Consider the following 18,919-nt stretch of genomic DNA (forward strand, 5'->3'; position numbering starts at 1 on the left):
TCAGCCCGGGTGGGTCATCGAGAGCAGGTCGAGCTTGGCGTCGAGCACCTCTTCGGTGATCTCGCCGCGCTCGACGTAGCCGAGGTCGATGACGGCCTCGCGGACGGTGATGCCCTTGGCGACGGAGTGCTTGGCGATCTTGGCGGCGGCCTCGTAGCCGATGACCTTGTTCAGCGGCGTCACGATGGACGGCGACATGCCGGCGAACGCCTCGGCGCGCGCGACGTTGGCCTCGAGCCCGTCGACGGTCTTGTCGGCGAGGACGCGCATCGCGTTCGACAGCAGGCGGATCGACTCCAGCAGCGCGGTGCCCATCACCGGGATGGCGACGTTCAGCTCGAACGAGCCGGACGCGCCGGCCCACGCCACGGTGGCGTCGTTGCCGATGACACGCGCGCACACCATGAGGGTCGCCTCGGGGACGACGGGGTTGACCTTGCCCGGCATGATCGAGGAGCCCGGCTGCAGGTCCGGGATGTGCAGCTCGCCGAGGCCCGTGTTGGGGCCCGAGCCCATCCAGCGGATGTCGTTGTTGATCTTCGTGAGCGACACCGCGATGGTGCGCAGGGCACCGGATGCCTCGACGAGACCGTCCCGGTTGGCCTGGGCCTCGAAGTGGTCCTTCGCCTCGGTGATCGGCAGCTCGGTGTCGTTCGCGAGGATCTCGATGACCTTCTGCGGGAAGCCCAGCGGGGTGTTGATGCCCGTGCCGACGGCCGTGCCGCCCAGGGGGACCTCGCCGACGCGGGGGAGCACGGCCTGCACGCGCTCGATGCCGAGACGCATCTGACGCGCGTAGCCGCCGAACTCCTGACCGAGCGTCACCGGGGTGGCATCCATCAGGTGGGTGCGGCCCGACTTGACGATGCCCTTCCATGCCTCGGCCTTGGCCTCGAGTGCGACGCTGAGGTGGTCGAGGGCGGGGATGAGGTCGTCGATGAGCGCCTGCGTGACCGCGATGTGCACCGACGTCGGGAAGACGTCGTTCGACGACTGCGACGCGTTGACGTGGTCGTTCGGGTGCACCGGCGCGCCGAGGATCCCGGTCGCGAGCGTGGCGAGCACCTCGTTCATGTTCATGTTCGAGGAGGTGCCGCTGCCGGTCTGGTACGTGTCGACCGGGAAGTGCACGTCGTGCGCACCGGTGATGACCTCGTCGGCGGCCTGCGCGATGGCGTCGGCGATGCCGGCGTCGAGGGTGCCGAGCTCCTTGTTGGCGAGCGCGGCGGCCTTCTTGATGCGGGCGAGCGCCGCGATCTGGGTCGACTCGAGACCCGTGCCGGAGATCGGGAAGTTCTCGACCGCGCGCTGCGTCTGCGCGGCGTAGAGGGCGTCCTTCGGCACACGCACTTCACCCATGGTGTCGTGCTCGATGCGGTACTCGATGTCGGTCACGTCGTTGTTCTCCTGATCGCCGGTGGTGGTTCGGTTAGGCGGGGTCGGTGGCGCGGGGCTCGTCCACGTCGCCGATGGCGACGATGGGGACGGCTTCCCCTTCGTCGAGTCGGTAGTTGGCGCCCACGACGGCGACGCGCCCGGCGGCGACCGCCTCGCTGATGAGCTCGGAGGCGCGCAGCAGCTCGCCGACGGTGTAGCGCAGGTGCTCGCGGCCCACCAGCTCGGGGTTCGGGCGCTCGGGGGTGCGTCCCTCGGCGGCCTCGGCGCGCTGCACGCGGCGGACCGAGGGCACGATCGGCGCGATCTGCCGCCAGATGTAGGCGGGGAGGGTCGGCGCGTCCATGCCCGTGCTGTCGATGGCGGCGCCGACGGCACCGCACGCGTCGTGCGCGAGGACCACGATGAGCGGAACCTCCAGCACGCCGACGGCGTACTCGAGGCTGCCGATGACGGAGTCCGAGATCACCTGGCCGGCGTTGCGCACGACGAACAGGTCGCCCAGGCCCTCGTCGAAGATGATCTCGGCGGCCAGTCGCGAGTCCGAGCAGCCGAACAGCGCGGCGTTGGGGCGCTGGTAGGTGGCGAGCTCCGTACGGCGCTCGACGTCCTGTCGGGGATGGCGGGGCGTGCCGGAGACGAACCGGCGGTTCCCTTCGAGCATCTCGGACCAGGCCTCGCGCGGCGTCAGACGAGCGTTCACGGCACCTCTCTCAGTTCTCGGATCTGGGGGACGACACTGGATGCCGCCTCGGCGGCGGTCTCTTCGGCGGCGTCGCCGTAGATCAGGACGTAGTCCTCGCCCGCCGGGGTGCCCAGCGCGTAGGAGATGTTGCCGGAGCGCTCGGGGTCGCTCGGACGGTAGACGTTCCACTCGATGCCCGAGATGTCGATCGTCTCGGAGCTGCGGGCCCCGTCGAGCACCTGGGCGGCCCAGGCCTCGTCGGCGTCCAGGCCCTGCGCGATCCGGAGGAAGCCGGACTCGCCGGAGCGCACGTAGACCATGGTCCACGCCTCGGTGCCGCCCTGACCCTCGACCTGCGCCTGGTTGACGCGCCAGCCCTCGGGGAGGGCGGGGGCCAGGGCGGGGCGGCCGATGTCGTCGGACAGGTCCGCGGCCAGTGCGGCCACATCGGGCTGCGGCCGCTCGGCGATCTCGCCGCGGGGGACGCCGACGACCACCACGAACACGATGCCGACCGTCGCGAGCAGCGCGGCGATGAGGTTGCGGAACGTCTTGCTGGAGCGGTAGCGCCGGGAGGCCTCGGCCTTGCGCGCGGCGGTCTCGTCCGGGGTCTCCGGGCGGCCGAGCTCGGCGACGATGCGGGCCATCAGCCGGCCTCGCCCTCGCCGCGGGCGGCGTCGAGGCGGCGCTTGGCTCCGAGCAGCCACTCCTCGCAGCGCGCGAACAGCTCCTCGCCGCGCTCCCACAGGGCCAGCGACTGCTCGAGCGTCGGCGCGCCCTGTTCCAGCTCGGCGACGACGCGGACGAGCTCGTCGCGGGCCTGCTCGAACGACAGGGTCGCGACATCCACCGGGCCGGGGGTCGTCGCGCTCATGGCATCCATTCTAGGCGTCCCCCTCCGACGCGCCGCCGCCGGGTGCCTCGGCGTCGAGCGAAGGTGCGGGCGCATCGGGGGAGGGCGCGGGACCGGTCGTCGCCATGGAGGGGCCCCGCGAGACGGCGCGCAGGGCGCCGTTCTCGACGCGCACGGTGAGGGCGGTGCCGTCCGGTGCCTGGGCGGCGTCGCGCACGATCGCCCCGTCCGCGAGCTGGGCGATGGCGTACCCCCGCGCCAGCGTCGCGCGCGGGGAGAGCGCGCGCAGCGCCGCGCCGAGCTCGCTGGTCCGGCGTCGCTCGGCCTCCAGCCGGCGGTCGACGATGTCGCGTCCGCGGTTGGAGAGCATCCACAGCTCCTGCGCCCGCGCGGTCAGCATCGTGTGCGGGGTGCGCAACGACGGCCGGGAACGGATCTGCTCCAGCTGGGCGATGTCGTGCAGCACGCGCTGGGTGAGGCGCCCCGTCAGCCGGGCGCGGAGCTGCCCGACGAGGGCCCGCTGCTCGCTGACGTCCGGCACCACCCGCTTGGCCGCGTCGGTCGGCGTCGAGGCGCGCACGTCGGCGACCTCGTCCAGCAGGGGGCGGTCGTTCTCGTGCCCGATGGCGCTGACGACGGGCGTGGATGCCGCGGCGACCGCGCGCACGAGACGTTCGTCGCTGAAGCCGAGCAGGGTCTGCGGATCGCCGCCGCCGCGGGCGATGACGATGACGTCCACATCGGGATCGGCATCCAGGGCCTTGAGGGCGGCGATGGTCTCGGGGACGCACCGGTCGCCCTGGACCGCGGCGTACTTCGTCCGGAAGCGCACCCGGGGCCACCGCAGCTCGGCGTTGCGGTGCACGTCCTTCTCGGCATCCGAGTTCTCGCCCGTGATGAGGCCGATGCAGTGGGGGAGGAACGGCAGCCGCCGCTTGCGAGCGGCGTCGAACAGTCCCTCGCCGCGCAGCTGCACGCGCAGCCGCTCCAGCCGCTCCAACTGCTCGCCGAGGCCGACGTGGCGCATCGACGACACCGAGAAGGAGAAGTCGCCCGTGCGCGGGAAGTAGTCGGCCTTGACGCACGCGACGACGTGGTCGCCCACGGCGAAGTCCTTCGGCAGGCGGGCGAGGGTGCTCGACCAGATGCGGAACGCGACCGTCGAATCCGTTCCCAGGTCCTTCATCCGGCCGAAGACGTTCCCTCCGCGGCGGTTGAACGACGTGATCTCGCCCTCGACCCACACCGAGCCCCACCGCTCGATGAACCCGCGGATGGTGTCGTTCAGTCGCGAGACCGAGGTCGGGGCGTCCGTCCGCGAGTCCCGGGGGTGCACGGAGTCGGCGGGCGGGGCCTCGCCGGGGACGGTCTCGGGCTGGAACGAGGTCATGGAGCTTTCGTGATGGGTCGATACGGCCGGCGTCCAGGGGCGCCCCGGTAGAATCGAGGGGTGAGCTCACCTGTCGTGCAACTGCCCGTTCCCCGTATCCCGGGTCGACGCGGGCGGCTCCAGGATATCCCCGTCCAGGGCAAGAAGAAGGTGCTGCTGGCCGCCCCCCGCGGGTACTGCGCGGGCGTGGACCGGGCCGTCATCGCGGTGGAGAAGGCGCTGGAGCGCTACGGCGCCCCGGTGTACGTGCGCAAGCAGATCGTGCACAACATCCACGTCGTGACGGAGCTGGAGAAGAAGGGCGCGATCTTCGTCGAGGAGGTCGACGAGGTCCCCGCCGGCGCGCACGTCGTCTTCAGCGCGCACGGCGTCTCGCCGGCCGTCGTCTCCGCCGCCGCCGACCGGGGCCTGCAGGCCATCGACGCGACGTGCCCGCTGGTGACGAAGGTGCACCGCGAGGCCGTGCGGTTCGCCCGCGACGACTTCGAGATCCTGCTGATCGGTCACGAGGGGCACGAGGAGGTCGAGGGCACCGCGGGTGAGGCGCCCGACCACGTGACGGTCGTCAACTCGCCCGACGACGCCGACACCGTCGAGGTGCGCGACCCGTCGAAGGTCGTGTGGCTGTCGCAGACCACGCTCTCCGTCGACGAGACCATGGAGACCGTGCGCCGCCTGCGCGAGCGCTTCCCCCAGCTGCAGGACCCGCCCTCCGACGACATCTGCTACGCCACGCAGAACCGTCAGGTGGCCATCAAGAAGGTCGCCGTCGGCGCCGATCTCGTCATCGTCGTCGGGTCCGCCAACAGCTCCAACAGCGTCCGTCTCGTCGAGGTCGCGCTGGAGTACGGCGCCAAGGCCGCGTACCGCGTGGACTACATCGACGAGGTCAAGCAGGAGTGGCTCGAGGGCGTCGAGACCGTCGGCGTGACCAGCGGCGCCTCCGTCCCCGAAGTGCTCGTGACCGAGGTGCTCGAAGAGCTCGCCGGCGCCGGGTACCGCGACGTCGAAGAGGTCCGCACCGCGGAGGAGGACCTGCTGTTCTCCCTCCCGAAGGAGCTGCGCCAGGACGCGTCGGGCAAGCGCGACCAGCGCGCCCTCGGCGGCCGGGGCCGCGCGTGAGCGACATCGACCCGCGTCCCCGCCCGCAGTACGGGGAGTACGCGACCCCCGAGGAGCAGCAGGCCCGCATCCAGCGCCCCGAGGTCACGGAGGCGCTCGAGGCAGGACAGGCCCCGCAGCCCGAAAAGCCCGCTCCCGTCGCGCCGGCGGCATCGCCGGCCGCCCCGCTCGGTCGGGGCGCGCGCATCGACCGCGGCGTGACGTTCGGTCTGCTGATCTACGGCCTCATCACGGTGATCACGACCATCCCGCAGCTGCTGGACTTCCCGACGACCGCAGAGACGCTCGCCGAGCGCATGGGCGCGACGGACACCTCGTTCACCAACCTCGGCGCCGGGTTCGTCCTCGGCGCCGTGGCCGCGGCGATCTACGGCATCGGATGGTTGGCGACGGCGGCCCTCACCTGGCGGCGCCTGAAGCGCGGCCGCATCAGCTTCTGGGTCCCGCTCGCCGGGTTCGCCGTCACGACCTTCGTCGCAAGCATCGTCATCATGTTCGCCCTCCTCGGCGACCCGGGGTTCATCGCGTCGCTGTCGGGCGCCTTCGGCGTCTGAACCGGACGGGGCGGCATCCCGTGTCCTCTGTATGGCGAGAAGCGCTCGGACGACAGGACGCGGGGAGGACGGCATGGCCCGTGACGACCACGCGCGCCTGACCGCGCTCTACGACGCCCACGCCGCCCCCGTCTGGCGCTACGTCGTCAGCCTGACCGGCGACCACGCCGGGGCGGACGACGTCGTGCAGGAGACCCTGCTGCGGGCGTGGCGCACCCCGCGCGTCCTGGCCGACGACCCGTCGAGACTGCGCTCGTGGATGCTGACCGTCGCCCGCAATCTCGTCATCGACGAGGCGCGCAGTGCGCGCAGACGTCATGAGCATCCCGTCGACGAGCTGCCCGAGACCGTCCGGGACGACGACACGGATGCCATGTTCGACGCCCTCCTCGTCGAGGAGGCGCTCGCGACGCTGACGCCGGACCACCGGGCGGTCATCGTGTCCGCGTACTACGGCGGCCGCAGTGTGGCGCAGGCCGCGGAGGAGCTGGGGATCCCGGCGGGCACCGTGAAATCGCGCCTGCACTACGCGGTGCGAGCGCTGCGGCTGGCCCTGCAGGAGCGGGGGGTGACGCGATGAACGGCGAGCACGAGCGGCTGGCCGACTGGGACGGCGCCTACGTCCTCGGCGCCCTCTCGTCCGTCGAGCGTGCCGAGTACGAGGCGCACCTGGAGACCTGCGAGCGCTGCCGTGCGGCGGTCGCCGAGCTCGCCCCCACGGCGGGCCTGCTCTCTCGGCTGCCGGCCGAACGCGCGCGTGCTGTCGAGTCGACCGTGCCCCCGGCGCCGGACGTCGCGTTGCGCGGCCGTGTGGTGTCCATCGCGCGCCGCCGGCGCGTGCGGGCACGGGCCCTGTGGGCGGGGGCGGTCGCCGCGGCCGCGCTGGTCATCGCCGTCCCGAGCGTGGTCGCCGCGAACCTGCCGCAGCCGGCCGGAGCCGTCTACGCGTTGGACGACGTCGCGGGAGCGCCGCTGGAGGCATCCGTCAAGCTCACCTCCGTCGACTGGGGGACGAGGATCGACCTGGTCTGCGAGTACACGGGCGAGGTGCTGGACGCGCCGCCCGGAGGCTGGCCGTACGCGCTCGCGGTGACCGCCGACGACGGCGCCACCACCGTGCTGTCGACCTGGCGGGCCGGACCGGGGTCGACGACGGAGCTCAGCGCCGGCACCGACCTCGCCTCGGGGCGGATCGAGTCCGTCGAGATCCGAACGCTCGACGGCGGCCTCGTCGTCATGCGCACGGAGCTCGCCGGGTCCTGACCTGCGGGGCGGTGTGTCCCACTTCGTGCAGGGTTGGGGGCTGCTGGTCGCACATCGTGGGACACGCTGAGCGGTGTGCGGCAGGGCGTGTCCCACTTTGTGCAGGGTTGAGAGCTGCTGGTCGCACATAGTGGGACATCGCTGCCGGGTGGCGGCGTCGGGAGCCGGACGCGGAAGGTCGTAGCATGCTGGCATGCCGAGCCTCCTCGCCGTCTGCGCCGTCCACGCCCTGCGTCCCGACTCCGGCTCGGTCGGGGTGACGGCGATCGACAAGCGTCCGCTCGACGGGCCGGTCCGGATCGGCCCGCTCGGCGTCCGTGCCGACGTGCAGGCGAGCCGCAAGCACCACGGCGGACGCGACAAGGCCGTCTACGCCTACGCGCAGGAGGACGCCGACTTCTGGTCCGCTGCGCTGGGGCGCGAGCTGCCGCCGGGGTGGTTCGGTGAGAACCTGCGCGTCGACGGCCTGGACGTCAATGCCGCGCGCATCGGCGAGGTGTGGCGCATCGGCGGCACGGTCGAGGTCGAGGTGACCATGCCCCGCACGCCCTGTGCGACCTTCGCCCGATGGGTGGGCGGATCCGCGGGGCGGGGATGGGTGAAGCGCTTCTCCGACGAGGGACGTCTCGGCGCCTATCTGCGCGTGCGTCGTGCGGGGGAGGTCAGGGCGGGGGATGCCATCGAGCTCGTGTCCTCGCCGGGGGAGGCGCAGACCGTGCTCGAGATGTACCGCTCCTAGGCGCACCGACGACGAACGCCCCGGCCGGAGCCGGGGCGTTCGAAGAAGGGGACGTCAGCTCTGGGACTGGCCGAAGGAGCCGAGCTGCTTCGTGGCCTCGACCACGCGGACGGCCATGGCCGACTCGGCGACCTTGCCCCAGGCGCGGGGGTCGTACTGCTTCTTGTTGCCGACCTCGCCGTCGAGCTTCAGCACGCCCTCGTAGTTCGAGAACATGTAGCCCGCGATCGAGCGGGTGAAGGCGTACTGCGTGTCGGTGTCGATGTTCATCTTGACGACGCCGTTGGCGACGGCGAGGGCGATCTCCTCGTCGGTCGAGCCGCTGCCGCCGTGGAAGACGAGGTCGAGGGGCTTCGGGCCGGTGCCGAACTTGGCGGCGATGCCCTCCTGGATCTCGCCGAGGAGCTCGGGACGGAGCTTGACGCCGCCGGGCTTGTAGACGCCGTGCACGTTGCCGAAGGTGAGGGCCGAGATGTAGCGGCCGTTCTCGCCCAGGCCGAGGCGCTCGACGGCCTTCGTGACGTCGGCGACGGTCGTGTACAGGGCCTCGTTGGAGCCCTCGTGCTGGACGCCGTCCTCTTCGCCGCCGACGACGCCGACCTCGATCTCGAGGATCGCGTTGATGTTCTTCATGCGGGGGAGCAGCTCCGCCGCGATGTCGATGTTCTCGTCGAGGGGAACGGCCGAGCCGTCCCACATGTGCGACTGGAAGATCGGGTTGCGGCCGGCCTTCACCTCTTCCTCCGAGGCCTCCAGCAGCGGCAGGACGAAGCCGGGGAGGGCGTCCTTCGGGCAGTGGTCGGTGTGGAGCGCGACGGTGATCGGGTAGTTCTTCGCGACCTCGGTCACGTACTTGGCGAAGGCGAGGGCGCCGGTCGCGCGGGCCTTGACGGTGTGGCCGGCGAAGTAGTCCGCGCCGCCGGTGGTGACCTGGAGGATGCCGTCGGAGCCGGCCTCGGTCAGGCCCTGGAGCACCGAGTTGATGGTCTGCGAGCTCGAGACGTTGATCGCGGGGTACGCGAAGCTGCCGGCCTTGGCGCGGTCCAGCATCTCGGCGTACTGCTCAGGGGTGGCGACGGGCATGGAGGTGCTCCTTGGTCGTGATCGGGACACGGTCACTCTAGCGAAGCAGCCAGGAAGTGCCGCTCGCGACGTCCCCACCGCCCTGTTTTTCCGGCGCTTCTGCTCCAACGGAAAGAACGGCGATTCCTTCACGTCTCAGGCCGCAAAATCTCGGGGATCTGACCGCCACTCTGGCTAGGGTGGGCGTCATGGTGAGCCTGACCTCCGACATGTCCCCCCTGCACCCCGACCGGAACCTGGCTCTCGAGCTGGTGCGCGCGACCGAGGCCGCCGCCATCCGTGCGGTGCCGTTCATCGGCCGCGGCGCGAAGGAGGCGGCGGACGGTGCAGCCGTCGACGCCATGCGGGCGTTCTTCACCACCGTCAACTTCGACGGCACGATCGTCATCGGCGAGGGCGAGAAGGACGACGCCCCCATGCTCTTCAACGGGGAGCAGGTCGGCAATGGCCGCGGCCCCAAGTGCGACGTGGCGGTCGACCCGATCGACGGCACGTCGCTGACCGCGGCCGGACGGCAGAACGCCCTCTCGGTCATCGCCGTGTCGGATCACGGGACGATGCTGGACGCCTCGACCGTCTTCTACATGGACAAGATCGTCACCGGACCGGCGGGTGTGGGCGTCGTCGACATCCGCCTCCCGATCGGTGAGAACATCCGGCGCCTGGCCGACGCCCTCGGCAAGCCGGTCGACGAAATCGTGGTGTCGGTGCTGAACCGTCCGCGTCACGAGAACCTCATCCGCGAGATCCGCGAGGCGGGGGCCGGTACGCGGCTCATGAGCGACGGCGACGTCGCCGGCGGCATCAACGCCGCGCGGCACAACGCCCGTACCGACATGTGCGTCGGCATCGGCGGCAGCCCGGAGGGCATCGTCACCGCCTGCGCGATCAAGGCGCTGGGCGGACACATCCAGGGCATCCTCTCGCCGCGCGACGACGAGGAACGGCAGCGCGGTCTCGACGCGGGTCTCAAGTTCGACGAGGTCTACGAGGCGGACGACCTCGTGCGCGGCAAGAACACGATCTTCGTCGCGACGGGAGTGACCGACGGTCAGCTCGTCTCGGGCGTCCGCCGTGAGGGGGACTTCCTGTACACCGAGAGCGTGGTGCTGCGCAGCGCGTCCGGGACCCTGCGCCGCATCTCGTCGGAGCACCTGACCTCGAAGTGGCTCTGACCACGCAGCGGATCTGACCGGCGGCGGCCGACGCCCGCGGCCGGGGCCGGGCGCCGAACGGCGCTGAGAGACCGGGCGCCGGTCGACGCCCGCTGCCGGCACCCAGATACAGCCGGGCGTGTCGTGACGCAAGCGTGACCGCCTCTTTCGGACCCCTCTGGCAGAATCGTGGGCAGTGTCAAAGGCGACGCTGTGTTCTTTGAGACCCGAAGGGGAATCGTCCATGGCTGCTCCGACGAATCAGACCGCGCCCCAGACGGGCGCGCAGAAGGTGATCGCAGACGCTGTCGACCCCGCGCGTCGCCCGGACGTTCTGCTGCGCGTACGCAAGCACGAGGGCTACGAGGTCAACGCCTGGTGGCTCGTCGGCGCCTTCGTCGGCATCTCGGCCGCCGTGGTCAGCCTGCTGAGCTGGGTCCCCGGCGGCGCCTGAGCCGTACCGGCCGCGGTGCTGAGCCGCGGTCAGTCGTCTCCCTCCTGGACTCGCGTCCGCACCTCGCCGAGGTCGGCGAAGGTCACAGTCTCGGCGGGGCCCTCGACGTTCGTGCCGCCCGCCGCAGCCCGGAACGATGACGCGTCCGCGCCGTCGAGCAGGGATTCGTCGAGCAGTTCCGGCGCCGCCCACCGCCGCGGAGTCGCCTCGAGCGCGGGCGGAGGCGTGGTGGCATCCAGTTTGGTCTCGTCGATGCCCGGGAACTTCCGCGCCGTGACGAGGACCCGCGACTCGAGCGAACCGGCGAAGCGGTTGTAGCTGTCGACGGTGCGCTCGAGTGCGCGTCGCAGATCGCCCGCGTGACCGGCGAGCACGCCCACGCGCTCGTAGAGCTCGTTCCCGAGGGCGAAGAGAGCTCGGGCCTCGTCGGAGACGTCCTGCTGCGTCCAAGTGAAGGCGACCGTCTTGAGGACGGCCCAGAGGTTGACGGGCGAGGCGAGGGCCACGCGCCGGGAGAACGCGTGGTCGAGCAGCGTCGGGTCCTCCTCCAGCGCGGCTGACAGCAGAGACTCGCTCGGCAGGAAGCAGATGACGAACTCGGGGCTCGCGTCGAGGCCCGCCCAGTACGTCTTGCGGGCGAGGGCTTCCACATGACCGCGGACGGCCTTCGCGTGGCGCCCGAGGAGCGTCGCCCGTCGTGCGCCGTCGTCGCCGACCGCCGTGACGGGGATGGCACTGGCCTGCAGATACGCGTCGAGGGGGACCTTGGCATCCACGGCCAGGGACTTGCCGCCGGGAAGTCGCACGACCATGTCGGGGCGGCCGCTGCCCGCATCCGAGGTGATCGAGGACTGCAGGTCGAAGTCGACGTAGCGCGTGAGGCCCGCCGCCTCCACGACCCGCCGCAGTTGCGTCTCGCCCCACACGCCGCGGGTGCTGCCGGAGCGCATGGCGGAGGCGAGGGCCTCGGTGGTCGCGCGGAGCGACTCGTCCGACTCGCGCGACAGCCGTAGCTGCTCGCCGAGTGCGGTGTACTGCTCGACGCGGTCGCGCTCGAGTCCGTCCACTTTGCGCTGCATGTGCTCGAGGGTCTCCCGCACCGGGTCCAGCGCACGCAGCACCGTCTGCTCGCGCCGCTCCCGCTCCTCGCGGGCGGCCTGGTCGGCGCGCGACTGTCCGACCAGCTCGCGGTACAGGCCGACCTGATGGTCGAGCTGGGCCTGGAGTCCCGCGCGCGCCGCTTCGGCGGTGGCCGCACGAGCCGTCAGCTCATGGCGGTCGTCCGCCGTCCGGGTCGCGGCGCGGGCACTCCCGAGGAACCATCCCGCGCCGGCTCCGAGGGCCAGCGCGAGAAGCGCGACGAGAACGAGGAGGAGTGCGTCCATGGGCTCAGCATGCCCGGGCCCTCCGACATCCGCGGTGCCGCCACGGCCATTCGGGGAGAAGTGAGCGCGATTCCTCGCTGTGGAAACGTGGTGGAGGACTCAGGCGACGGCGCGCGCTGCGGCCGGAACCTCGATCTGCGCCACGCGGACGCCCAGTGCCGCCGCGAGGGCGAAGACGTCGTCCGCGTCCGCGCGCCGCGCGCAGTCGATGGTGATCTCGGCGCAGGCGACCGCGTCGGCGAGGGCGTCGTGGTGCGCGAACGGGGAGCATCCGGCCTCGGCCGCGACCAGCGGGAGGCGGTAGGAATCCAGCGTGTACGTCTTGCGCGACATCTGTACGCTGCAGAGGTACCGGAACGACGGGCAGTCGTCGCCCGTCGCGGCGCAGGCGCGGCGCAGCACCGACATGTCGAAGCCGGCGTTGTGCGCGACGAGGACGTCGTCGCCGGCGAACGCCTTGAGCCGCGCCAGCTGCGCACTCCAGTCGGGGGCGTTCGCGACGTCGCCCGGGCGGATGCCGTGGATGCCGATGTTGATGGGCGCGAAATGGTCGTATCCCTGCGGCGGCTTGATGAGCCAGGCGGCGGTGGCGACGACGCGTCCGTTCCGCACGCGGGCGAGTCCTACGGCGCAGGCCGAGGCGCCGTGGGAGTTCGCCGTCTCGAAGTCGATCGCGGTGAAGTCCAGGGCCACGGATTCACCCTCCCCGGGACGACCGGCTCGGAGTCCGAGGCGCGCCGAGCATCCTGCGATGTGGTGGCCGTGGCATCCATCCGAGGGGATGTGGGCGTAGGCGAGGGGAGGGGATGCGGCGGAGGGAGGAGGGTTCGGGCTGAAGGAGTCCTCCCATTGCGTCATCTCCTCCGTCGGGCGACGGCGCCGGGGCCGGGTAACCTGGACTCCCGTGGCTCTTACCATCGGAATCGTCGGCCTTCCCAACGTCGGAAAGTCGACCCTGTTCAACGCCCTGACCAAGAATCAGGTGCTCGCGGCGAACTACCCGTTCGCGACGATCGAGCCCAACGTCGGGGTCGTGAACCTTCCCGATCAGCGCCTCGACAAGCTCGCCGAGGTCTTCAGCTCCGAGCGCACGGTGCCCGCGGCGGTCTCGTTCGTCGACATCGCCGGCATCGTCCGGGGCGCGAGCGAGGGGGAGGGCCTGGGCAACCAGTTCCTCGCCAACATCCGGGAAGCGGATGCCATCGCCCAGGTCGTGCGCGGATTCGCCGACGACGACGTGGTCCACGTCGACGGTGCGGTGAACCCCGCGAGCGACATGGAGACCATCAACGCCGAGCTGCAGCTCGCCGACCTCCAGACGCTGGAGAAGGCGATCACGCGGTACGAGAAGGAGGTCAAGGGCAAGAAGCTCGACCCCTCCGTGCTCGACGCGGCGAAGGCCGCGCAGGACGCCCTGCAGCGCGGAGTGCTGCTGTCGGCATCCGGTCTCGACCTCTCGCCGATCCGCGAGCTGGGCCTGCTCACCGCCAAGCCGTTCATCTTCGTCTTCAACGTCGACGAGGCCGTGCTCACCGACGCCGCCCGCAAGGCCGAGCTCGAGGCTCTGGTCGCCCCGGCGAAGGCCGTGTTCCTCGACGCGAAGATCGAGTCCGAGCTGATCGACCTCGACCCGGAGGATGCCGCCGAGCTGCTGGCCTCCACGGGACAGGACGAGTCCGGCCTGGACCAGCTCGCCCGCATCGGCTTCGCCACCCTCGGCCTGCAGACCTACCTGACGGCCGGGCCGAAGGAGGCCCGTGCGTGGACCATCCCGCAGGGCGCGAAGGCGCCGCAGGCGGCGGGCGTCATCCACACCGACTTCGAGAAGGGCTTCATCAAGGCGGAGGTCATCTCGTTCGAGGACCTCGTCGAGCTCGGCTCCGTCGCGGAGGCCCGCGCGAAGGGCAAGGCCCGCCTCGAGGGCAAGGAGTACGTCATGCAGGACGGCGACGTCGTGGAGTTCCGCTTCAACAACTGAGGCATCACGGCCGGTGCGTCGGGCTGACATACTGACCGCGTGGCTGACCTTCTCGTCGAGATTCACGTTCCGCTGACGCCGATCGACGTCCCGGACGGTGACGACCCCTTCCCGTGGATCGACACCGTCATGGAGTTCCTCTTCGACCTCGAAGGCTCGTCGCGGGGCGAGATGTACGACGACGGCGAGGAGCTGGGCGACGAGTACCTGTTCTTCGTCCACAATGCCACTGAGGCGGATCTCATCGCGGTCGCGCGGGAGGTGGCATCCCTCCCGGGTGTCCCCGCCGGGGTCTACGCCACGGTGACCGACACCGACGCGGACATGGGCGGCGGCCGGCGCGTCGACCTCGACTGACGTGCTGCGTGTCAGGGCCACCGACGGTGGCTGACGTGAGGGAACTCCTCCGGTCCTCGTTCCGGTGGATCACCAACCTCGTCGACGATGAGTCCTACGCGGACGTCACCGGCTGGTGGCGCGACGCGGACATCCTCGAGCACGTCGGGCCGGCGCTCCTCGACCTGTTCGGCGACGAGCAGCCGACGGTCGTCCTCGGCGTCCAAAGCCGGGGGATCCTGCTCGGCGCGCTCGCCGCGCGAAGCGCCGGGGTCGGGTTGGCCGAGGTGCGCAAGAACCCGTCGCCGTCGTCCGATGCGGACCCGTGGTGGGTGGCATCCACTCCGCCCGACTACCGCGACACGCACATCCACCTCGGGGTGCGGAAAGGGCTGCTGCGCGCGGGGGACCGCGTCCTGTTCGTGGACGACTGGATCGCGACGGGCGCGCAGGCCGACGCCTGCCGGCGCATGGTCGAGATGAGCGGTGCCCGCTGGATCGGTGCGGCTGTCGCCGTGGACGGGCTTCAGGATGCCGGCCTGCGTCGCCGTCTCGGCGTCCGTTCCCTCCTCCACATCCGCGAACTCGGCTGAGCTGTCCACCGCAGAGCGGGCAATCTTACTGTCTGCCCGCCGGGCGGGGTCTCCCGTCCGGGAATGTCGGTGACCGCCTCTAGAGTCGCCGTACCGCCATCGCACGAAGGAGTTCACTATGCCCGTCATCGCCATCATCGGCGCCGGTTCGGGGCTCGGCGCAGCCGTTGCACGCCGCTTCGGCCGCGAAGGTTTCTCGATCGCCCTGATCGCGCGCGATCTCGCGAAGCTCGACAGCATCGTGGCGGAGCTGGGTTCGGAGGGCGTGACGGCCAAGGCCTACTCGGCGGACGTGCGCGTCCCCGCCGAGCTGGAGGACGCTCTCGGGCGGGCGGCCGCGGACCTCGGCCCCGTCTCGGTCCTGCAGTACAGCCCGCTTCCGTCCCGCGACTACCTCAAGCCCGTCCTCGAGCTGACCCCGGAGCTCGCGACGGAAGCCGTCCAGTTCTCCCTGCTCGGCCTCATCTCGTCCGTGCGCGCGGTGCTGCCCGCGATGCGCGAGTCGGGGGACGGCAGCATCATCCTCATCAACGGCGGGACGTCGGTGAAGGCACGCGCCGGTTTCGCCGGCACCTCGGTGGCCTTCCCGGCCGAGAGCGCGTACGGCGAGATGCTCCACGAGGCCCTCGCGGACGAGGGGGTGCGGGTCGCTCAGCTCGTCATCCCCGGGGCCATCCCGCGTCTGCAGCTGCCCAACGGCATCGACGACGTCGCCGATCGCATCTGGGACCTGCACACCACGCCCGGCGACTTCCGCACCATGCTCATCCCGCTCGAAGAGGGCCGCGAGTAGGAAGCTCCCCGCCCGTCGAGGGCGTTCGCAGGGCGCGCGCATAGACGCCGGAGTCACGATCCTCGCGTGCGTCTGCGTCGTGTCACGGTCGTCCTTCTCGGCGGCGTCCTCGTCCTCACGGGGTGCGTCGCGCCGGTGCCGCCGGGTGGGACGGCCACCGGCGATCGCCGCGACGTGTCGGAGCCGGCCGCTCCGTCCGAGACGTGCGCGACCGTCCCGGCGCAGCTGACCCTCGCGAACGGCGAGGGCACGGACGACCAGGAGCAGGACCCGCCCGACACGGTGCGACTGCAGCAAGCGCTCGACTCGTGCGCGCAGGGTGACGGCGCGGTCGTGGCCGTCGAGCTCGCGGCATCCGGTTCCTCGTCCGACTTCCTCAGCGGACCGCTCACCGTCCGAGAGGGGGAGGTTCTCGTCGTCGACCCCGGTGTGACGCTGTCCGCCTCGCGGAACCCGGCCGACTACCAGATCGACGGGCACCCCGCGTGCGGGACCATCGGCGGCTCGGGCGATGGATGCCGGCCGTTCCTGACACTGGCCGGCTCGCACGCCGGGCTGGCCTCGAAACCGGACGCCGCCGACGGATCCCGCGGCCGGATCGACGGCCGGGGCGGTGCGACGATGCTCGGATCCGCGCAGAGCTGGTGGGACCTGTCGGCGGCGGCCAAGAGCGGAGGAGCGCAGAACGTCCCGCGCCTCGTGCAGGCACGGCACGTCGACGACATCACCCTGCACGACATCGACCTCATGGATGCCGCGGGCTTCCACGTGTCGTTCCAGGACGGTGACGGGCTGACCGTCTGGGGCGTCCGCATCCGCACGCCCGCGACTGCGCGCAACACCGACGGGATCGACCCGGCCGGCGCGACGGACGTGACGGTCGCCCACTCGTGGATCATGGACGGCGACGACGGCATCGCCATCAAAGGGGGCAGCAGCCCGTCTGCGCACATCTCGATCATCGACGACCACTTCTTCGGCACGCACGGCATCTCCATCGGCAGCGAGACGACCGCCGGAGTGAGCGACGTGCTCGTCGCCGACGACACGGTCAGCGGCACGGACGCCGACGGCACCGCGAGCGTCGCGTCGGCGGCCATCCGCATCAAGAGCTCGGCCATGGCCGGCGGTCCCGTGACGGCCATCACCTACCGGAACGTGTGCGCGGATGCCGTGAAGGCGCCCATCGACATCGACGCGGACTATGCGAGCGGCACGGGCTCCACCACACCGCAGTTCACCGACATCACCATCGACGGGTTCCGTTCGTCCGACTCCCCGTCGAGTGCGACGTTGACGTTGAGGGGGCTCGACGCCGCGCACCCCCTCGGGGTGACCGTCGCGGACACGTCTGTGGACACGGCCCGTGTCGACGCGTCATATGCCGACATCACCACGGCGGGTGCGACATTCGGCGGCGCGCCGTTGTCGGCGTCCGGTCCCGGCGTGACCGTGACGGACGCCCCCTCCGAGGGCACTGCGCCGACGTGCACCTTCCCGTCGTACCCGGCGCCCTGAGTCAGCGCCGCATGCGTGCCGCCGTCCCGCCGGCGGAACCAGCCCCCGATAAACGCTCCCTGCACCCGTAAACGCGCGCACCCTGCGTTCATCAGTGCAGGGAGCGTTTATCGGGAGGAGGAGGCCCCGCCCGGCGCCCGTTCACACCCGCACTGCGTAGACCACCCGGTTGTCGACGTACGACCCGGCCTCGCGGTCGAAGATCCCGCCGCACGTGATGACGCGCAGCTCGTCCTGCGCGGTCGCGCCGAACACCCGCGCCGTCGGGAAGGCGGCTTTGGGGTAGTCCGCCGTCTCGGTCACCCGGTACGTGTGCAGGGTACCGGTGGCATCCCGGACCTCGACGACATCGCCGACGACCAGTTCCTTCAGCCGCTGGAACACGGCCGGACCGGTGGGCGAGTCGACGTGCGCCGCGATGACGGTGGGGCCGGTGCCGCCGGGCCGACCGCCGCCGGTGAACCAGCCGACCTCGTCGTAGTCGACGGGCACCTCCATGCCGCCGTCCGCGGCGATGCCCAGCGGGATGAGCGGCTCGTCCAGACCGAGGGCCGGGATCGCGACGCTCGTCGGCTCGGCGGCCGCGGGGGGAGCGGGCTCCGCGGGCGGGACCGCCGGCGAGGAGGAAGGGACGGGGGATGCCACCGGCGCCTCAGCCGCCGGCGACGGCGCTGCGTCGGGTGCGGTCGACCCGGCGCACCCTGCGCACGCCCAGACGGCCGCCAGCGCGAGCACGAACGCGGTGCGCGGCGGCCGCCCCCCAAAAGCGGACCGCCGCACACCGCGCCGTGGCATCGTCACCGCGTCGCGGAAGGACGGCGGCGGTTGAGGAGCAGCGCGGTCGCGACCGACAGTCCGACGACGCCCGCGGCGGCGGTCAGGCCGACGGCATCCATCTGTCCTCCGGCGGAGCCGCCGGCGCCGGTGTCCACACCGCCGACGGGGATGGCGCTCAGCTGACCGCGGACGACGCCCGCGGGGAACGCCGTCGTGTGGGAGTCACCGGTGAAACCGGCGGGGTTCGCCTCGATCTCGGCGAGCGAGAAGCCCTCGCCCGTGTCGACGCCGTTGGCCTGGACGCCCGTGGTGAAGGGGCCCTGCAGGCAGCCCGACGACGTGCGCGGACCGTCGCCCACGGGAGCGGGGTTCGGGAACGCGATGCGCGGGGGACCGGGCTGTCCGGCCGCCGCCTCGTGGATGTGCGTCGCCGTCTTAGCCGGGCTCTGGTAGTCGCCGCTGACGCCCTCCAGACGGATGTCGTAGCAGATGATCTCCTCGTCGGAGTTGATGCGGAACGTGAACGTCCCCGTCGCCCCGCTCTCGCCCGGCGTCGCGACGCCGTCGTTGTTGATGACCTGGTCGGGGGTCGCCATCACCGTGAAGGCGCTGGTGAACTCGGACGGCTCGGCGACCTCCGTCTCGGCGTGGGCGGGAGCGACCCCGACGGCGAGCATCGCCGCACCGGCGAGAGCGCCGATCGTGAGGGGGCGGGCGTACGTCTTCTTCGTCATCGTCGTGCCTTTCGATCGGGACGCTCGTCGTCCGGTTGCAGGGTCTACGTCGACAGGAGGCCCAGCGTTCATCGACATCGCGAAACTTCTCGATGAACGCGTGCGCCCCCGCC

General features: G+C 71.4%; 22 protein-coding genes. 12 read left to right on the plus strand and 10 right to left on the minus strand.

All coding sequences use genetic code 11. The features are described from left to right. Genes MRBLMI1_RS01660 through xseA form a run of 5 tightly spaced genes read right to left on the minus strand, consistent with a single transcriptional unit; the run spans position 1 to position 4,323 of the window. On the minus strand, positions 1 to 1,395 hold the full coding sequence (locus tag MRBLMI1_RS01660) for a class II fumarate hydratase (protein WP_367726405.1): 1,395 nt from the start codon (positions 1,393 to 1,395) through the stop codon (positions 1 to 3). Positions 1,396 to 1,429: 34 nt separating this feature from the next. Beyond that, on the minus strand, positions 1,430 to 2,059 hold the full coding sequence (locus tag MRBLMI1_RS01665) for a carbonic anhydrase (RefSeq protein ID WP_367727537.1): 630 nt from the start codon (positions 2,057 to 2,059) through the stop codon (positions 1,430 to 1,432). A 35-nt stretch (positions 2,060 to 2,094) separates the two neighbouring features. After that, positions 2,095 to 2,727 (minus strand): DUF4245 family protein, encoded by a 633-nt coding sequence (locus tag MRBLMI1_RS01670; RefSeq protein ID WP_367726406.1) that lies wholly within the window; start codon positions 2,725 to 2,727, stop codon positions 2,095 to 2,097. Next, positions 2,727 to 2,963: an exodeoxyribonuclease VII small subunit gene (locus MRBLMI1_RS01675; protein ID WP_387053619.1), complete on the minus strand. Its 237-nt coding sequence runs from the start codon at positions 2,961 to 2,963 to the stop codon at positions 2,727 to 2,729. The genes MRBLMI1_RS01670 and MRBLMI1_RS01675 overlap by 1 nt, the downstream gene beginning before the upstream one ends. Position 2,964: 1 nt before the next feature. Beyond that, entirely contained in the window at positions 2,965 to 4,323 is a 1,359-nt protein-coding gene (gene xseA, locus MRBLMI1_RS01680; RefSeq protein ID WP_367726408.1) for an exodeoxyribonuclease VII large subunit, read from the minus strand. A gap of 60 nt (positions 4,324 to 4,383) precedes the next feature. Here xseA and MRBLMI1_RS01685 point away from each other — a divergent pair, with 60 nt between their 5' ends. From MRBLMI1_RS01685 to MRBLMI1_RS01705, 5 genes are all read left to right on the plus strand, one after another. Beyond that, positions 4,384 to 5,445 carry a 4-hydroxy-3-methylbut-2-enyl diphosphate reductase gene (locus MRBLMI1_RS01685; RefSeq protein ID WP_367726409.1) on the plus strand — a complete coding sequence of 354 codons (1,062 nt, stop codon included), beginning with the start codon at positions 4,384 to 4,386 and terminating at the stop codon, positions 5,443 to 5,445. After that, positions 5,442 to 5,999, plus strand: coding sequence for a DUF6264 family protein (locus tag MRBLMI1_RS01690; RefSeq protein WP_367726410.1), 558 nt, complete (start codon positions 5,442 to 5,444; stop codon positions 5,997 to 5,999). The genes MRBLMI1_RS01685 and MRBLMI1_RS01690 overlap by 4 nt, the downstream gene beginning before the upstream one ends. Positions 6,000 to 6,072: 73 nt before the next feature. Further along, positions 6,073 to 6,579 (plus strand): sigma-70 family RNA polymerase sigma factor, encoded by a 507-nt coding sequence (locus MRBLMI1_RS01695; RefSeq protein WP_367726411.1) that lies wholly within the window; start codon positions 6,073 to 6,075, stop codon positions 6,577 to 6,579. Further along, complete coding sequence (locus MRBLMI1_RS01700; RefSeq protein WP_367726412.1) at positions 6,576 to 7,262, plus strand: anti-sigma factor family protein; 687 nt, start codon at positions 6,576 to 6,578, stop codon at positions 7,260 to 7,262. The genes MRBLMI1_RS01695 and MRBLMI1_RS01700 overlap by 4 nt, the downstream gene beginning before the upstream one ends. A 193-nt stretch (positions 7,263 to 7,455) precedes the next feature. Further along, the gene (locus MRBLMI1_RS01705) at positions 7,456 to 8,001 is read left to right on the plus strand and encodes an MOSC domain-containing protein (RefSeq protein ID WP_367726413.1); all 546 of its coding nucleotides are present in this window, start codon (positions 7,456 to 7,458) and stop codon (positions 7,999 to 8,001) included. Positions 8,002 to 8,055: 54 nt separating this feature from the next. On the opposite strand, the gene fbaA is transcribed toward MRBLMI1_RS01705, so the two are convergent. Then, entirely contained in the window at positions 8,056 to 9,084 is a 1,029-nt protein-coding gene (fbaA, locus tag MRBLMI1_RS01710) for a class II fructose-bisphosphate aldolase (RefSeq protein ID WP_367726414.1), read from the minus strand. A 188-nt stretch (positions 9,085 to 9,272) separates the two neighbouring features. Here fbaA and glpX point away from each other — a divergent pair, with 188 nt between their 5' ends. Beyond that, positions 9,273 to 10,259 carry a class II fructose-bisphosphatase gene (gene glpX / locus MRBLMI1_RS01715; protein WP_367726415.1) on the plus strand — a complete coding sequence of 329 codons (987 nt, stop codon included), beginning with the start codon at positions 9,273 to 9,275 and terminating at the stop codon, positions 10,257 to 10,259. A gap of 223 nt (positions 10,260 to 10,482) precedes the next feature. Next, a complete protein-coding gene (locus MRBLMI1_RS01720; RefSeq protein WP_367726416.1) occupies positions 10,483 to 10,692 on the plus strand; it encodes a UDP-N-acetylmuramyl pentapeptide phosphotransferase in 210 nt (69 codons plus the stop codon). A 29-nt stretch (positions 10,693 to 10,721) separates the two neighbouring features. Here MRBLMI1_RS01720 and MRBLMI1_RS01725 read toward each other — a convergent pair whose 3' ends face one another. Further along, positions 10,722 to 12,077: a DNA recombination protein RmuC gene (locus MRBLMI1_RS01725; protein WP_367726417.1), complete on the minus strand. Its 1,356-nt coding sequence runs from the start codon at positions 12,075 to 12,077 to the stop codon at positions 10,722 to 10,724. 99 nt (positions 12,078 to 12,176) lie between these two features. Continuing rightward, on the minus strand, positions 12,177 to 12,770 hold the full coding sequence (locus MRBLMI1_RS01730; RefSeq protein ID WP_367726418.1) for a 3'-5' exonuclease: 594 nt from the start codon (positions 12,768 to 12,770) through the stop codon (positions 12,177 to 12,179). A 211-nt stretch (positions 12,771 to 12,981) separates the two neighbouring features. Between MRBLMI1_RS01730 and ychF the strand changes: the two genes are divergently transcribed. The 5 genes from ychF (at position 12,982) to MRBLMI1_RS01755 (ending at position 17,295) form a co-directional block, all read left to right on the plus strand. Continuing rightward, positions 12,982 to 14,055 carry a redox-regulated ATPase YchF gene (gene ychF, locus MRBLMI1_RS01735; protein WP_367726419.1) on the plus strand — a complete coding sequence of 358 codons (1,074 nt, stop codon included), beginning with the start codon at positions 12,982 to 12,984 and terminating at the stop codon, positions 14,053 to 14,055. A 39-nt stretch (positions 14,056 to 14,094) separates the two neighbouring features. Beyond that, positions 14,095 to 14,412, plus strand: a complete 318-nt coding sequence (locus MRBLMI1_RS01740; RefSeq protein ID WP_367726420.1) for a hypothetical protein — start codon at positions 14,095 to 14,097, stop codon at positions 14,410 to 14,412. A 35-nt stretch (positions 14,413 to 14,447) separates the two neighbouring features. Continuing rightward, the gene (locus MRBLMI1_RS01745) at positions 14,448 to 14,984 is read left to right on the plus strand and encodes a phosphoribosyltransferase family protein (RefSeq protein WP_367726421.1); all 537 of its coding nucleotides are present in this window, start codon (positions 14,448 to 14,450) and stop codon (positions 14,982 to 14,984) included. A gap of 118 nt (positions 14,985 to 15,102) precedes the next feature. Further along, positions 15,103 to 15,777: an SDR family NAD(P)-dependent oxidoreductase gene (locus MRBLMI1_RS01750; protein WP_367726422.1), complete on the plus strand. Its 675-nt coding sequence runs from the start codon at positions 15,103 to 15,105 to the stop codon at positions 15,775 to 15,777. A 66-nt stretch (positions 15,778 to 15,843) separates the two neighbouring features. Beyond that, positions 15,844 to 17,295 (plus strand): glycoside hydrolase family 28 protein, encoded by a 1,452-nt coding sequence (locus MRBLMI1_RS01755; RefSeq protein ID WP_367726423.1) that lies wholly within the window; start codon positions 15,844 to 15,846, stop codon positions 17,293 to 17,295. 141 nt (positions 17,296 to 17,436) lie between these two features. Here the strand turns inward: MRBLMI1_RS01755 and MRBLMI1_RS01760 are convergent, their stop codons facing one another. Beyond that, on the minus strand, positions 17,437 to 17,940 hold the full coding sequence (locus MRBLMI1_RS01760) for a class F sortase (RefSeq protein WP_367726424.1): 504 nt from the start codon (positions 17,938 to 17,940) through the stop codon (positions 17,437 to 17,439). A 152-nt stretch (positions 17,941 to 18,092) separates the two neighbouring features. Beyond that, entirely contained in the window at positions 18,093 to 18,806 is a 714-nt protein-coding gene (locus MRBLMI1_RS01765) for a CHRD domain-containing protein (RefSeq protein WP_367726425.1), read from the minus strand. Positions 18,807 to 18,919: the final 113 nt, after the last annotated feature.

Source organism: Microbacterium sp. LMI1-1-1.1 (assembly GCF_040815675.1).
In the GTDB taxonomy this organism is placed as follows: domain Bacteria; phylum Actinomycetota; class Actinomycetes; order Actinomycetales; family Microbacteriaceae; genus Microbacterium.

Excerpts from the sequence above, each read along its gene's own strand:
- MRBLMI1_RS01720 (WP_367726416.1), top strand. The coding sequence starts at position 10,483 with ATGGCTGCTCCGACGAATCAGACCGCGCCCCAGACGGGCGCGCAGAAG.
- MRBLMI1_RS01675 (WP_387053619.1), bottom strand. The coding sequence starts at position 2,963 with ATGGATGCCATGAGCGCGACGACCCCCGGCCCGGTGGATGTCGCGACC.
- MRBLMI1_RS01670 (WP_367726406.1), bottom strand. The coding sequence starts at position 2,727 with ATGGCCCGCATCGTCGCCGAGCTCGGCCGCCCGGAGACCCCGGACGAG.
- MRBLMI1_RS01695 (WP_367726411.1), top strand. The coding sequence starts at position 6,073 with ATGGCCCGTGACGACCACGCGCGCCTGACCGCGCTCTACGACGCCCAC.
- MRBLMI1_RS01705 (WP_367726413.1), top strand. The coding sequence starts at position 7,456 with ATGCCGAGCCTCCTCGCCGTCTGCGCCGTCCACGCCCTGCGTCCCGAC.
- MRBLMI1_RS01765 (WP_367726425.1), bottom strand. The coding sequence starts at position 18,806 with ATGACGAAGAAGACGTACGCCCGCCCCCTCACGATCGGCGCTCTCGCC.
- MRBLMI1_RS01725 (WP_367726417.1), bottom strand. The coding sequence starts at position 12,077 with ATGGACGCACTCCTCCTCGTTCTCGTCGCGCTTCTCGCGCTGGCCCTC.
- MRBLMI1_RS01700 (WP_367726412.1), top strand. The coding sequence starts at position 6,576 with ATGAACGGCGAGCACGAGCGGCTGGCCGACTGGGACGGCGCCTACGTC.
- fbaA (WP_367726414.1), bottom strand. The coding sequence starts at position 9,084 with ATGCCCGTCGCCACCCCTGAGCAGTACGCCGAGATGCTGGACCGCGCC.
- xseA (WP_367726408.1), bottom strand. The coding sequence starts at position 4,323 with ATGACCTCGTTCCAGCCCGAGACCGTCCCCGGCGAGGCCCCGCCCGCC.
- MRBLMI1_RS01665 (WP_367727537.1), bottom strand. The coding sequence starts at position 2,059 with ATGCTCGAAGGGAACCGCCGGTTCGTCTCCGGCACGCCCCGCCATCCC.
- MRBLMI1_RS01750 (WP_367726422.1), top strand. The coding sequence starts at position 15,103 with ATGCCCGTCATCGCCATCATCGGCGCCGGTTCGGGGCTCGGCGCAGCC.
- glpX (WP_367726415.1), top strand. The coding sequence starts at position 9,273 with ATGGTGAGCCTGACCTCCGACATGTCCCCCCTGCACCCCGACCGGAAC.